The sequence below is a fragment of the Microbacterium sp. genome, assembly GCF_029263575.1.
Classification (GTDB): domain Bacteria; phylum Actinomycetota; class Actinomycetes; order Actinomycetales; family Microbacteriaceae; genus Microbacterium.
Map to the genome: position 1 here is coordinate 1 of NZ_JAJUFV010000083.1, position 13,241 is coordinate 13,241.

Here is a 13,241-nt window from a genome sequence, read left to right on the forward strand (position 1 = left end):
CCAGAGGAACAGGGCCGCACCGATCACACCGACGATGACCGACAACGGCATCTCGTAGGGGAAACGGACGACGCGGGCGATGAGATCGCAACCGAGCACGAAGGCCGCCCCGAGCCCGGCGACCCACCCGATCGCGCGACGGACGTTATCGCCGATGATCAGGCTGACGACATTGGGCACGACCAACCCGAGAAACGGGATCACCCCGGCCGTCACGAGCACGACCGCGGTGATGACGGCGATGATGACCATTCCGACAGCCACGACCCGGCGGTAGTTCAAGCCGAGATTGGTCGCGAACTCTTCACCGAGGCCGATCACGCTGAACCGATCGGCCGCGATCCACGCGACGACGATCATGGCGGCGGCGATCCAGAGGAACTCATAGCGCCCCTGCATGATCGAGGCGAAGCTGCCCTGCGTCCAGGTGCTGAGCGACTGCAGCAGATCGAGGCGATACGCGAAGAAACCGGTGACAGCCGCGACGACACCGCCGAGCATGATGCCCACCAGCGGCACGAGCACGAGCTGGCGCACCGGCACGGCTTTGACGACCTGCAGAAACACCCACGTGCCGATGAGCCCGAACACGGCCGCGACGCCCATCTTGCCGACAAGCGCCATCGCGGGGGCGAAGATCATCACCAGCAGCATCCCGAAGCTGGCGAACTCGGTCACTCCCGTCGTGCTGGGTTCGACGAACTTGTTGCGCACGAGCATCTGCATGATCAATCCGGCGATGCCGAGGGATGCGCCGGTCAGCAGCACCGCGAGCGTGCGTGGAATGCGGCTGACGAACAGCAGAAAGGCCGACGTGCTGTCGGCGCCGCCGGCGAACAGCGACCCCGGCGATACCTCGGACACGCCGACGAAGAGGCTCACGACAGCCAGGATGACGAGGACGACGGCGATGAGCACTCCCACCCACGACCGGCGAGGTCGTTGCCGGGCGGGAGTGCTCTGCGCCGCGGATGCGGTGACGGTCACAACGAACGCCGCGAAGAGCGGATCACTCCGTGATCTGCAGCACGTCGTCGATCATGAGCTGCGTCGTCTCCAGCCCGCCGTAGACGATGTACCAGGCGGTCGGGTTGAGGTAGACGATCTTGTCGTTCGTGAATGCGGCAGTCTGCTCGACGATGTCGTTGTCGAGCACCTGCGCTGCGGCCATGCCGTCTTCGGCCGAACCTGTCGCAGCGTCACGGTCGACGACCCACAGCGTCTCGGGGTCGTGCTCGAGCAGGAACTCGAACGAGATCGGGTCACCGTGCGTTGCGGCCTTGATGTCGTCGATCGCCGGCTCGACGCCGAACACGTCGTAGAGCAGTCCGCCGCGCACCTGAGCGCTTCCCCCCTCGGCCGGCGCAGGAGACATGGCCTTGAGCTCGCCGCCCGAGACCATCACCGCCAGACCGTTGCCCGCGTCAGCGGTCGCGGCCTTGGCCTCGTCGATGCCGGCGTTCAGCTCGTCGAGGAGAGCGGATGCTTCGTCTTCGGCGCCCAGAAGCTCGCCGAAGAACTCGGTGTTGCGCTCGAGTGTGTTGAGGTACGTGTCAGAGATGCCGAGGTCGATCGTCGGCGCGATCTCGCTCAGCTCGTCGTAGAGACCGGAGGAGCGACCGCCGATGATGATGAGATCGGGCTGCTGCGCCTCGATCTCGATCAGATCGGCCTCGAACAGCGTTCCCGCGTTGAATGCGTCATCGGCCAGGTTGTCCTTGAGGTATTCGGGCACCGATTCGAGCGGAGCACCCGCCACCTCGCCACCGAGCGCGCCGATCGAGTCGAGGCTGGACATCTCGAAGGCGACGATCTTCTCCGGGTTCTTCGGCACTTCGACCGTCGTCTCCTCGTACGTCGGTTCTTCGTCCTCACCGGCGACGTTGCGGTCCCAGGTGTAAGTGATGGTGCCGGCCTCGTTCTCCGACGTTTCGGGGTCGGCGTCGGCGGAGGCCGAAGCGCATCCGGCGAGCGCGAGGGCGGAAACGAGAACAAGGGACGTTGCGACGAAGGGACGGCGCGATGACATGGGACTCCTCAGATTCAGGAAAACGGAATGAATTAGGTTAGGCAACCCTATATTGTGCGTACACAGGTTAACCTAACCTTGCTCAATCGCGCATCCCACGCACGGGATCTCGACGCATCTGTGACTTTCGGTGACACTGGACACATGGCACTCGTCGATCATCTAGGCATCACCGTCCACGACCTCTCCCGCGGTCGCGCAAAGTTCCACCCCGTGCTCGAGGCGATGGGCTACACCTGCGGGTATGACAAAGAAGACTCGATCTCGTGGCAGCACGGCGACGACACGGAGTTGATCATCTTTCCCGCTCGCGAACCGCAGACCGGTCCGCACCGGCACGGTCGGGCCGGCTGGCAGCATCTCGCGTTCGCCGTCGACTCTCGCGAAGAGGTCGACCATCTTCATGCGGTCGCGATCGATGCGGGCTGGTCCGCTGTTCGCGACCCAAAGCTCTACCCGCGCTTCAGCGACCGCTACTACGCCTCGTTCGTCGAAGACGACAACGGCGTCCGTTTGGAGTTCATGCACAATCCACCGCCCGAGTCAGCGGCGAACTGAGCGCTTCCACAGGGCCTGCGAACAGGACACAATCAAGCGAAGCAACAGCAAGGAGAGCATCCGATGAAGATCGCAATCGCCGGCGGCACCGGTGTCGTCGGCCGGCACACGGTCGACGCCGTGCGCAACGCAGGTCATGACGCTGTCGTGCTCAGCCGTTCTCACGGCGTCGATCTCATCAGTCGCGAAGGATTGGATGTTGCGCTCAACGACGTCGACACGATCATCGACGCAGCCAACGTGACAACGCTGAAAGCGGATGCCGCGATCGAGTTCTTCACGACGGCGACAAGCAACCTGATCACGGCTGCGGCGAAAGCCGGGGCCCGACACATCGTGCTGCTGTCGATCGTCGGAATCGACCAGATGCCGTATGACTACTACGCGGGCAAGATCGCGCAGGAAAAGGTCGTCGAGACATCGAAACTGTCGTGGACGATCCAACGCGCCACGCAGTTCCACGAGTTCGCGGCGCAGATGTTCGATCGAGCGAAGTTCGGGCCGTTGCATCTCGCGCCACGGGCGCGCACTCAGCCCGTTGCCGCGCAGGATGTCGGAGCGCGTCTCGCTGCGCTGGCAACCGGCACGCCGCAGGGCCGCGCCCAGGACATCGCCGGGCCCCGCGAAGAGGCGCTCGACGCGATGGTCAAGGCGTACGCCCGCTCCATCGGGCACCGGGGGTGGATTCCATCTATCAGCGTTCCGACGGCGCAGATGAAGGGGATGCGCGAGGGTCACGCTCTACCCGGACCGGATGCGGTGCTCACCGCCGAGACCTTTACCGAATGGCTCGCCGCGCGCTGAAGTTCACGCGGGTCCTCTGGCCCGAATCCCAGACGCACCGAGCGCGCAACGGCGTGTCGGGCCACAACGCACCCGCGACACGCGGGCACCGTCTGGGATTTGGCACGGCGACCGACGCCGACCGCGAATAGCGCGGCTACACCAGGTGCAGGGTCTCGGGCGAACGGGCGGCGAGGTCTGCGGAGGTGCGCACGATCACTGTGCGCATCGCCGCGGCCGCACGGGTCGGGTTCACGTCGGTGCGCTGCGCGAGCACGATCGTGCGTTCCAGCTGCGGGTCTCGTAACCGCGCCGAGCGCAGCGTCGGACGATCCACCGGCACGGTCGCCGGCACGACAGCGACACCGAGCCCGCGTTCGACGAAGCGCAGCACGGCGTCCATCTCGGCACCCTCGACCACGATCGACGGTGTCAGCCCCGCAGCGGCGAATGCGGCATCCGTCGCTCCGCGCAGGTCATAGCTCTCGGCGAGCGCGACCAGCGGCAACTGGGCCAGGCGTTGCAGATCGATCGACGAGTCGGTGATCGTGGGCTCATCAGCCGACGTCACGACAACCAGCTCTTCGGCCAGAAGCGGTGTGCGCACGAGCGAGGTGCCGCTGACGTCTCGACGATCAGACATCGTGACGAGCGCCATGTCGACCGCCCCGGCCGCGAGCTGCTCGATCAGCAGGTTCGACCCGCCCTCGACGAGCTGCAGCTCGATGCCGGGATACGCGGCATGGAAAGCCCGAAGCACCTCCGCCACCAGGCTGATGCACAGGGTCGGAGTCGCGCCGAGGCGCACGCGCCCGCGCTGCAGCCCGGCGAGCTCGGCCATTTCATCGCGAATCGACTCGGCGTCAGACAGCATCCGTCTGGCGCGCGGCAGCAGCGCGTCACCGGCATCCGTCAACGAGATATTGCCCCGTGCGCGATGGAACAGCTCAGCGCCGAGTTCGGCCTCGAGCGTCGAGATCTGGCGGCTCAGCGACGGCTGGGCCAGGTGGAGCTTCTCGGATGCCCGGGTGAAATGGCCGAGCTCCGCGACGGCGACGAACCCCCTGAGCTGCTCCAGATTCATACACTCAGACTATCGCGACCAGGCGAATAATACATTGGAGTTATCACCACGAGGTTCTTAGCGTGGAGGGATGAGCACACGCGAACGTCAGATCTCCACGACCGTCCTCGTCATCGGCACCGGCGGGTCGGGCTTGCGCGCCGCCATCGAGGTCGCCGAACACGACGTCGACGTCCTCGCCATCGGAAAGCGGCCGGTGCACGACGCGCACACCTCTCTCGCCGCGGGCGGGATCAACGCCGCCCTCGGCACGATGGACGCGGCCGACACCTGGCAGCAGCACGCCGCCGACACCATCAAAGAGAGCTACCTGCTCGCCAACCCGCACACCGTCGAGGTCGTCACCCGCGGCGCCGAGCGCGGCATCGGCGACCTCGATCGCTGGGGCATGGACTTCGCCCGCGAAGAAGACGGACGCATCTCACAGCGATTCTTCGGCGCGCACACCTTCCGCCGCACGGCTTTCGCCGGCGATTACACCGGGCTCGAGATCCAGCGCACGCTCGTGCGCCGGGCAGAGGAGCTGAACGTGCCCATCCTCGACCACGTCTACATCACGCGCATCCTGGTGAAGGACAACGTCGTGTTCGGCGCCTACGGCTTCGATCAGGCCGATGGCACGCGTTACCTCATCCATGCCGATTCGGTGATCCTCGCCGCCGGCGGGCACACGCGCATCTGGCGTCGAACCTCGTCGCGACGCGACGAGAACACCGGCGATGCGTTCCGTCTCGCGGTCGAAGCAGGCGGCCGCCTGCGCGACCCCGAGCTCGTGCAGTTCCACCCCTCAGGCATCATCGAGCCGGAGAATGCGGCGGGCACGCTCATCTCCGAGGCAGCGCGAGGCGAAGGCGGGATTCTCCGCAACGCCCTCGGCGAGCGGTTCATGTCGACGTACGATCCCGAGCGGATGGAGCTGTCGACCCGCGACCGCGTAGCACTGGCCGCCTACACCGAGATCAAAGAGGGCCGCGGTACCGAGAACGGCGGCGTCTGGCTCGACGTCTCGCACCTGCCCCGTGAGACGATCATGACGCGCCTCCCCCGCGTCTACCAGACGATGATGGAACTGCAGATGCTCGACATCACGACCGACCCCATCGAGATCGCGCCGACCGCGCACTATTCGATGGGCGGGGTGTGGGTGCGCCCCGACGACCACGGCACCGACGTCGACGGTCTCTACGCGATCGGCGAGGCATCCAGCGGGCTGCACGGCGCGAACCGGCTGGGAGGCAACTCGCTCATCGAACTGCTCGTGTATGGACGACTGGTCGGGCAGGCCGCGATGGCGCACGCCGCGGGGCTTTCCGCGCAGCATCGATCAGCGGATGCCGTCGCCTCAGCCCGCGCCGAGATCGACGATCTGCTGATCGCCGACGGACGTGAGAACGTGCGCGCCCTGCAGCGCGCGATCCGCAACACGATGACCGAGCACGCCGGTGTCGTGCGCTCGGAAGCCGGGTTGCAGGAGGGGCTCGCCGAGCTCGCCCACATCGAAGAGCGCATGGCGGACGTCGGCATCCATCCCGACATCGCGGGGTTCCAGGATCTCGCGCACGCATTCGACCTGAAGGGCTCGGCGCTCGCTGCGCGCGCGACGCTGGAGGCCGCGCTCGAACGGCGCGAGACCCGCGGATGCCACAACCGCAGCGACTTCCCCGATGCGGAACCGGCGCTGCAGGTGAACCTCGTCTGGTCGCCGACGGAGGGTGTGACGCGCGAGGAGATCCCACCCGTTCCCGATGAGATCGCGGCGCTCATGCGCGATGTGTCGTCCGACGGCAAGCTCGTGGAGTAGCGGCCGTCGCTCAGATCCAGCCGCGCTCCTCGGCCATGATCGCTGCTTGCTGACGCGTCGAGACGTGCAGTTTGCTCAGGACGACAGAGATGTGATTGCGTACTGTGCCGGGGGCGAGCGACAGGATGCGGGCGATCTGATTCGTGGTCTCACCACGGCGCCCGGCGCGGAGCACGTCGAGCTCACGGTCGGTCAGAGGGCTTCGTTCATCGCTCAGGGCATCGGCGGCAATCTCGGGGTCGACGTAGCGCCCGCCTTCCGCGACGCGTCGGATGATGGCAGCGACTTCGTCGGCTCCGCGTGATTTCGGCAGGAACCCCGCCACTCCCGAAGCGAGGGCGCGGCGCAGCACGCCGGGGCGTGCGTGGCGAGTCACCACGATGCAGCGCGTCGCGATAGCGCGATTGAGTCGTTCGGCGACTTCGACACCGTCGAGGCCGGGCATCTCCAGGTCGAGCAGACACACATCCGGTTCGAGTCGCAACGCTTCAGCCACCGCTTCCTGCCCGTCGGCGCACTCGGCGATGACGTCGATGTCTTCCTCTAGGCGCAGCAGCGCGGCGAGCGCCGAACGGATCATCCCCTCGTCGTCAGCCAGCAACACGCGGATCATCGCGCCCCGTCCTCTCTCGCCGGAACCGTGACGACCACGGTGAAGTCGTTGTCGCCGCGGCGGATCTCGACGGTTCCGCCCGCCTCGGTGATGCGCCGGCGGATCCCCTCCAGCCCGCTGCCCTCGGAACTCTTCTCGACGCTGCCGGCACGATCGTTTGAGATCTCATAACGCCAGGCATTCGGCGCCTTCGCGAGCGAGAGCCGGGCGCGCTTTCCTCCGCCGTGACGCAGCACGTTCGTCGTCGTCTCACGAATGACGGGCCCCAGATCGGATGCCGGAGCCTCATCGGCGTCGACGTCAACAGACGTCTCGATGTTGAGCCCCGCCGCATGCAAGAGGTCGGCGGCGTTGGCGAGTTCATCACGCAGCGGCACCGAGCGGAAACGCAGGGCGAGGTCGCGTGTGCCCTGTCGCGCATCATCGACGCTGCGTCGGGCCGCCTGAAGCTGTTCCAGTGCCGCGGCCGGGTCACGTTCTGACAGTCGCTCGGCCAGTTCCAATTGCAGAGCGATCACCTGCAGGTGGTGACCCTGCAAGTCGTGCACGTCGGTTGCCACGCGCAGCCGCTCTTGGGTAGCCGCCAACCGCGACTCCGAGACGCGAGCGCGATCGAGAACGTTGAGCACATCCCACCACCACAGTGATGACACCGTCATGATCGGCAGCGCGACGGAGAAGAACGCCACCACGACCCAGTCGGCCCCCGCTTCGACCAGCCCGCCGAGTGCGCCACCTGGTGCGAAGGTCATACGCGAGTCGATGACCGCCATGCAGACCATCACAAAGGTGATCGCCACCGTGACACGCAGCCGCACCCCGCGCGGCCACTCGCCCAGCACCAGCAACTGCGCGACAGGGAAGAGCGCGAACAACCAGCTGCCGGTGAGCGCCCAGCCGACGGCGCCGAAGGCGACGGCGATCAGCAGTGGCCCGAACAGCTTCGCCCAACGCGCTCGCGGCGCGGCATCCGCTCGGTTCCGATAGTCGATCAGCGAAAGCACGGTCGATGCGACCCAGATCGCGCCACCGATTCCGACGCCGAGCACCGACGGTGAATCGAATCTCGCCGCCACGAGCGTCGTCATCCATACGAACACGACGACGACTTCGAAAAACAGCACGCCGATGACCGTGTACCACCAGGTCGCAGAGATTCTCCGCGCGAACCAGGCAGCGCCGGGAAGCGATTCCAGAGGCGGAGACGAGCCGTTCACTCCCCCAACGATACGGCCATGACAGTTGTCATGGATCGGCCGTGCGGACCGCCCGAAAGCCGGTGACAGCCCGGCACTGTGCCAGGCTGCTGTGAGCCGATGGACTGTATACATCGCGACGGACAGGCCGTCGGCATCCGAAAGCAGGACTTACCATGAACCTCATCGAAACCTTCCAGGACCTCGTCGCGCAGGTACCGGAGCTCGTGCAGCCGCTCATCGTCGCGCTCGCCGGGGCCATTCCCTTCATCGAGGGTGAGGGTGCCGCCGCGATCGGCATCGTCGGCGGGATCCATCCGGTCATAGCGGCGATCGCCGCTATCATCGGCAACTTCCTCTGCGTCGCGATTCTGGTGATCGCAAGCTCTGGCGCCCGCCAGGCCATCGTGACCCGCCGCGCGCAATCGCGTGATGCTGCACTGGCTGCGGGCGGTACGACAACCACGACCACGACAGAGGCGGACGAGAGCGAACGCAAGACCGCGCGCAGACAGAAGTTCCACAGCGCACTGAACCGCTACGGTGTTCCCGGAGTGAGCCTGCTCGGCCCCCTGCTGCTGCCGACGCAGTTCACCGCCACGATGCTCGCGGCGACCGGTGTCGGCAAGGTTCGCGTCCTCGTCTGGCAGGCGATCGCGATCATCGGCTGGACGACGGTCATCACTCTCATCATCACGGGCGCGCTCGCAGCGATCCTCTGAGATCCCATCACGCGAACCCCGTTGCGCTTTCTCCCGCGAACCCTGAACGCGGGCGATTGAGCGCGACGGGGTTCGCGTGGCTCCGCGCAGGTCTCGTCGGCACAGTGCGACCGCGATCTGGAGCGTCGCTCACACCTCCCACCCAGCTCGCCCGAAGGTTTCGCCCAGTTCAGGCGTGCAAACTCGTGGGCTTGTGCGTCCTACCCGAGGGCGCGCAGGCAGTGCCGCTGCCGCCCTGATCACCCGAAGGATCGTTTCATCGTCATGCCCAAAGCCTTCTCCCTCACTCCTGCCCGCTCGTGGCGAGCCGCCGCAGTCGTCGCCATCGGTGCGACGCTGGGCGTCGCTGTCGCCACCGGCGTCACGACCGCCGCACCAGCGTTCGCCGAGTCCGACGGGCGCGCGGCGAGCGTGGGCGCGACCATCTTCACGGTCAACCCCACCGACGCGGCGCTCGCCCTCGAGAGCGCCCGCACGGCGGTGTCGGATGCCGAGACCGCCGTCTTCGACGCGAAGAACAGTGACGTGGACCTGAGCGCTGAAAGCACCGAGATCGACACGAGCGCGCTTTTGACGACGATCACCAATGTCGAGAACGCGAACAGCCCCTCAGTGCTGTTGATGCCCGCGCTGATGACGACCATCAGCGACCAGACCGAACAGGTTGCCGCGCAGGCCGCCGAGCTGCGCAGCCAGCTGGATGCGGCGATCGAGAAGAAAGCCGCCGAAGAGGCCGCGGCGAAGGCAGCAGCCGAAGCCGCAGCCATCCGCGCCGCCGCGAACACGCCCGACGGCGCGAAGGCCGCAGCCCGGCAGATCGCAGCGGACGAGTACGGCTGGGGCGGCGACCAGTTCTCGTGCCTGAGCTCCCTGTGGCAGAAGGAATCCGGGTGGAACTACCAGGCGTACAACGCGTCCAGTGGCGCCACCGGCATCCCTCAGGCGCTTCCCGGAAGCAAGATGGCCAGCGCGGGTGCCGACTGGCAGACCAACGCTGTCACGCAGATCCGCTGGGGTCTGGACTACATCCAGCGCGCCTACGGCTCGCCGTGCGCCGCGTGGGGGCACTCGCAGTCGGTGAACTGGTACTGACCTCGCAGTCGCTACGCTCGAAGTCATGCCTTCACAATCCGGCGCGCGAAGAACCAAGGCCGTGTCGACGAGGAACGCGACGTTCCAGTACTGGGAGACGCTGCTCGGAAACCGCACCAAGCGCAACCGTGCCGGAGAGATGATCGTGCAGGGCGTCAGGCCAATCAACCTCGTGCTGGAGTCGACACTGCAGGTGCGAGCGGTGCTGATCACGCACACCAACGGCCGCTCACGCTGGGCCTCAGACACGATCGCGGCCGCTGAGCGCGCGGGGGCGACGCCGTATCTGGTCGCGCCGGAGCTGATGATCGAGCTTGGCGAGAAGGGCGATGAGCCACCTGAGCTGCTTCTGGTCGTCGGCATCCCCGATGATGACCTCTTGCGACTTCCCACGCCCGACGATGCCCTCTACGTCGCGCTGGATCGACCAGCGTCCCCCGGCAACATCGGCTCGATCGTCCGCTCGGTCGACGCCCTCGGCGGGCACGGCGTGATCGTCACCGGTCACGCGGCTGACCCGTACGATCCGCAGGCGCTGCGCGCATCCACCGGGTCGGGACTCATGACCCCGACTGTTCGACTTCCCAGCATCCGCCCCGCGCTCGAATGGGCGCAGCAGCTACGCGCAGAGGGCGTGAACCTGCAGATCGTCGGCACCGACGAGGACGCCACAGACGACGTCTGGGATGTCGATCTCACCGGCCCGACGCTGATCGTGACCGGCAATGAACACTCAGGAATGTCGGCGGCCTGGAAACAGGCCTGCGATGTGCTCACCCGCATCCCGATGACGGGACACGCATCGTCGTTGAACGCGGCGAACGCGACCGCCGCGATCCTCTACGAGGCCACCCGGCAGCGGGCGAGCCTCGCGTTCGAATCGCGCAAATTGCTGCATCCTGACCCAAAGTAGAGCAACTTAAGCGATTCGAACGGTTACGGCCGGGCGGGAGCCGCAAGATGAACGATCAGCACGAGCACGACCACAACGACCATGTAGCACAGTTCCGCCGTCTGTTCTGGGTCATGCTCGCGCTCGCGATCCCCACCGTCGCACTCTCCCCCATGTTCGCGTCGATTCTCGGGTACGCACTTCCCGACAGCCTCATCGTCACCTGGGTCTCCCCCGTACTGGGCACGATCATGTACGCCTGGGGAGGCAAGCCGTTCCTCGTCGGCGCCGTGAGCGAGATCCGCTCGCGCGCCCCCGGGATGATGCTGCTGATCGGACTCGCCATCACGGTCGCGTTTCTCTCCTCGTGGGGTGCGACCCTCGGCCTCCTGCATCACGAGCTCGACTTCTGGTGGGAGCTCGCGCTCCTCATCGTGATCATGCTGCTCGGGCACTGGATCGAGATGCGCTCGCTCGCCCAGACGACCTCTGCGCTCGATTCGCTTGCCGCTCTCCTTCCCGACGAGGCTGAGCGTGTCGACGGCGATGAGGTCGTGACGGTCTCTCCCGCTGACCTCGCAGTCGGCGATGTCGTCGTCGTGCGCCCCGGCGGCAGCATTCCCGCTGACGGACTAATCGTCGACGGGCGCGCAGCGGTCGATGAGTCGATGGTCACGGGTGAAACGCGCACGGTCACCCGCGGGGTCGACGACATCGTCACGGCCGGGACCGTCGCGACCGACTCGGGGCTGCGCATCGAGATCACCGCGACGGGCGATGACACAGCGCTCGCCGGCATCCGACGCCTGGTCACCGATGCGCAGAACTCGTCATCTCGCGCGCAGCGCCTGGCAGATACCGCCGCGGGGTGGTTGTTCTGGTTCGCGTTGGGCGCGGCGGTGATCACGGCGCTCGTGTGGACGCTGGTCGGCATGCCGGATGCGGCCGTGATCCGCACGATCACCGTGCTCGTGATCGCGTGCCCGCACGCGCTCGGACTCGCCATTCCGCTCGTCGTCTCGATCGCGACCGAGCGGGCCGCGCGCGGCGGCGTGCTTGTGAAAGACCGCCTCGCGCTCGAGAGCATGCGCATGGTCGACACCGTGCTGTTCGACAAGACGGGCACGCTCACGAAGGGCGAGCCCGTCGTCTCTGAGGTCTCTGCGGCCGACGGCCTCGATCACGACGAAGTGCTGGCGTGGGCGGCTGCTGCCGAAGCTGACAGCGAGCACCCGCTGGCACGGGCGATCGTCCGCGCAGCCGCGGACCGACAGCTCACCCTCGCCGCCAGCAGCGATTTCACCTCCTCCCCCGCTGTCGGCGTCACGGCCACGGTCGAGGGTGCGAGCGTTCGCGTCGGCGGTCCGCACCTGCTCACCGAAGAGCGTGCCGACGAACTCGCCGTCGCCGACCAATGGCGCACAGATGGCGCCACGATCCTGCACGTCATGCGAGACGGCCGGGTCGTCGGGGCGATGAAGCTCGCCGACGAAGTGCGGCCCGCCTCTCGCGAGGCCGTCGACGCTCTGCATGCCCAGGGCGTGCAGAGCGTGATGATCACGGGGGATGCAGAGGCTGTCGCCGTCGCGGTCGCCGACGAGCTCGGCATCGACCGGGTTTTCGCCGGGGTGCGCCCCGAAGACAAGGCCGCGAAGGTGCGGGAGCTCCAGGCCGAGGGCCGGAAGGTCGCTATGGTCGGTGATGGGGTGAACGATGCTCCCGCGCTCGCGCAGGCAGATGTCGGCCTGGCCATCGGCGCGGGTACCGATGTGGCGATCGCCTCGGCCGGTGTCATCCTCGCCAGCGACGACCCGCGCTCGGTGCTGTCGGTGTTCGAGCTGTCGCGTGCCGCGTACCGGAAGATGACGCAGAACCTCTGGTGGGCGGCCGGTTACAACCTCATCTCGGTGCCACTCGCCGCAGGTGTGCTGGCGCCGGTCGGTTTCGTGCTGCCGATGTCGGTGGGGGCGCTGCTGATGTCGCTCTCGACGATCGTGGTCGCGCTCAACGCCCAGTTGCTGCGACGGCTGGATCTGCGACCCGGGACGGCGGCACGCGGCATCCGAGGTCGCTGACGACGCGGGCCGGGGTGAGCCGCGGCGTGACGTGTGGACGGCCTGGATGATCGACCGCGAATCGAGACCACGATGTTGCTGGCGACGATCAGCCCGATGCCGATCCACTCGCCGAGCCCGAGCGTCTGCTGAAGAACGAGCAGCCCGGCCAGCGCCGCCCACAGTGGGTTGATGCTGGTGAACATGCTGAAGATCTGCGTCGACACCCGGCGAAGAGCGAGAATGTCGACGATGTAGGGCACGGCCGAGGCCAGCAGCCCGCACACGCCGGCCAGGAGCAGCGCCATCGGCGTCAGCGGATGCTGGCTGAACCACACGATCGCGACAGGAATCCAGACGACCGCGTTGACGAGACCGGCCGATGCCGTGCCCTGCAGCCCGGGCAGACGCTGACCG

General features: G+C 66.8%; 12 protein-coding genes and 1 pseudogene. 7 read left to right on the forward strand and 6 right to left on the reverse strand.

The genetic code is table 11. The features are described from left to right. A partial coding sequence (locus tag Q1J95_RS09655; RefSeq protein ID WP_300267305.1) for an iron chelate uptake ABC transporter family permease subunit occupies positions 1-987 on the reverse strand: 987 nt, incomplete at its 3' end. 22 nt (positions 988-1,009) lie between these two features. Then, positions 1,010-2,029 carry a siderophore ABC transporter substrate-binding protein gene (locus Q1J95_RS09660; protein WP_300267306.1) on the reverse strand — a complete coding sequence of 340 codons (1,020 nt, stop codon included), beginning with the start codon at positions 2,027-2,029 and terminating at the stop codon, positions 1,010-1,012. Positions 2,030-2,173: 144 nt separating this feature from the next. Between Q1J95_RS09660 and Q1J95_RS09665 the strand changes: the two genes are divergently transcribed. Then, on the forward strand, positions 2,174-2,587 hold the full coding sequence (locus tag Q1J95_RS09665; RefSeq protein WP_300267307.1) for a VOC family protein: 414 nt from the start codon (positions 2,174-2,176) through the stop codon (positions 2,585-2,587). A 63-nt stretch (positions 2,588-2,650) separates the two neighbouring features. Beyond that, positions 2,651-3,391 (forward strand): SDR family oxidoreductase, encoded by a 741-nt coding sequence (locus Q1J95_RS09670; RefSeq protein WP_300267308.1) that lies wholly within the window; start codon positions 2,651-2,653, stop codon positions 3,389-3,391. 136 nt (positions 3,392-3,527) lie between these two features. Here Q1J95_RS09670 and Q1J95_RS09675 read toward each other — a convergent pair whose 3' ends face one another. After that, complete coding sequence (locus Q1J95_RS09675) at positions 3,528-4,454, reverse strand: LysR substrate-binding domain-containing protein (protein ID WP_300267309.1); 927 nt, start codon at positions 4,452-4,454, stop codon at positions 3,528-3,530. A gap of 70 nt (positions 4,455-4,524) precedes the next feature. Between Q1J95_RS09675 and Q1J95_RS09680 the strand changes: the two genes are divergently transcribed. After that, positions 4,525-6,255: an FAD-binding protein gene (locus tag Q1J95_RS09680; RefSeq protein ID WP_300267310.1), complete on the forward strand. Its 1,731-nt coding sequence runs from the start codon at positions 4,525-4,527 to the stop codon at positions 6,253-6,255. A 10-nt stretch (positions 6,256-6,265) separates the two neighbouring features. Here the strand turns inward: Q1J95_RS09680 and Q1J95_RS09685 are convergent, their stop codons facing one another. Both Q1J95_RS09685 and Q1J95_RS09690 read right to left on the reverse strand, forming a co-directional pair. Continuing rightward, the gene (locus Q1J95_RS09685; protein ID WP_300267311.1) at positions 6,266-6,868 is read right to left on the reverse strand and encodes a response regulator transcription factor; all 603 of its coding nucleotides are present in this window, start codon (positions 6,866-6,868) and stop codon (positions 6,266-6,268) included. Next, positions 6,865-8,085, reverse strand: coding sequence for a histidine kinase (locus tag Q1J95_RS09690; RefSeq protein WP_300267312.1), 1,221 nt, complete (start codon positions 8,083-8,085; stop codon positions 6,865-6,867). The genes Q1J95_RS09685 and Q1J95_RS09690 overlap by 4 nt, the downstream gene beginning before the upstream one ends. 155 nt (positions 8,086-8,240) lie before the next feature. Here Q1J95_RS09690 and Q1J95_RS09695 point away from each other — a divergent pair, with 155 nt between their 5' ends. From Q1J95_RS09695 to Q1J95_RS09710, 4 genes are all read left to right on the forward strand, one after another. Beyond that, on the forward strand, positions 8,241-8,786 hold the full coding sequence (locus tag Q1J95_RS09695) for a small multidrug efflux protein (protein WP_300267313.1): 546 nt from the start codon (positions 8,241-8,243) through the stop codon (positions 8,784-8,786). Positions 8,787-9,050: 264 nt separating this feature from the next. After that, on the forward strand, positions 9,051-9,878 hold the full coding sequence (locus Q1J95_RS09700; protein WP_300267314.1) for a phospholipase: 828 nt from the start codon (positions 9,051-9,053) through the stop codon (positions 9,876-9,878). Positions 9,879-9,903: 25 nt separating this feature from the next. Next, positions 9,904-10,791 (forward strand): TrmH family RNA methyltransferase, encoded by an 888-nt coding sequence (locus tag Q1J95_RS09705; protein ID WP_300267315.1) that lies wholly within the window; start codon positions 9,904-9,906, stop codon positions 10,789-10,791. A gap of 47 nt (positions 10,792-10,838) precedes the next feature. Then, positions 10,839-12,845, forward strand: coding sequence for a heavy metal translocating P-type ATPase (locus Q1J95_RS09710; RefSeq protein WP_300267316.1), 2,007 nt, complete (start codon positions 10,839-10,841; stop codon positions 12,843-12,845). A 122-nt stretch (positions 12,846-12,967) separates the two neighbouring features. Here Q1J95_RS09710 and Q1J95_RS09715 read toward each other — a convergent pair. Next, positions 12,968-13,132 (reverse strand): annotated as a pseudogene (locus Q1J95_RS09715) (EamA family transporter); the annotation flags it as partial. Positions 13,133-13,241: the final 109 nt, after the last annotated feature.

Excerpts from the sequence above, each read along its gene's own strand:
- Q1J95_RS09710 (WP_300267316.1), top strand. The coding sequence starts at position 10,839 with ATGAACGATCAGCACGAGCACGACCACAACGACCATGTAGCACAGTTC.
- Q1J95_RS09670 (WP_300267308.1), top strand. The coding sequence starts at position 2,651 with ATGAAGATCGCAATCGCCGGCGGCACCGGTGTCGTCGGCCGGCACACG.
- Q1J95_RS09675 (WP_300267309.1), bottom strand. The coding sequence starts at position 4,454 with ATGAATCTGGAGCAGCTCAGGGGGTTCGTCGCCGTCGCGGAGCTCGGC.
- Q1J95_RS09660 (WP_300267306.1), bottom strand. The coding sequence starts at position 2,029 with ATGTCATCGCGCCGTCCCTTCGTCGCAACGTCCCTTGTTCTCGTTTCC.
- Q1J95_RS09665 (WP_300267307.1), top strand. The coding sequence starts at position 2,174 with ATGGCACTCGTCGATCATCTAGGCATCACCGTCCACGACCTCTCCCGC.
- Q1J95_RS09685 (WP_300267311.1), bottom strand. The coding sequence starts at position 6,868 with ATGATCCGCGTGTTGCTGGCTGACGACGAGGGGATGATCCGTTCGGCG.
- Q1J95_RS09705 (WP_300267315.1), top strand. The coding sequence starts at position 9,904 with ATGCCTTCACAATCCGGCGCGCGAAGAACCAAGGCCGTGTCGACGAGG.
- Q1J95_RS09695 (WP_300267313.1), top strand. The coding sequence starts at position 8,241 with ATGAACCTCATCGAAACCTTCCAGGACCTCGTCGCGCAGGTACCGGAG.
- Q1J95_RS09700 (WP_300267314.1), top strand. The coding sequence starts at position 9,051 with ATGCCCAAAGCCTTCTCCCTCACTCCTGCCCGCTCGTGGCGAGCCGCC.
- Q1J95_RS09680 (WP_300267310.1), top strand. The coding sequence starts at position 4,525 with ATGAGCACACGCGAACGTCAGATCTCCACGACCGTCCTCGTCATCGGC.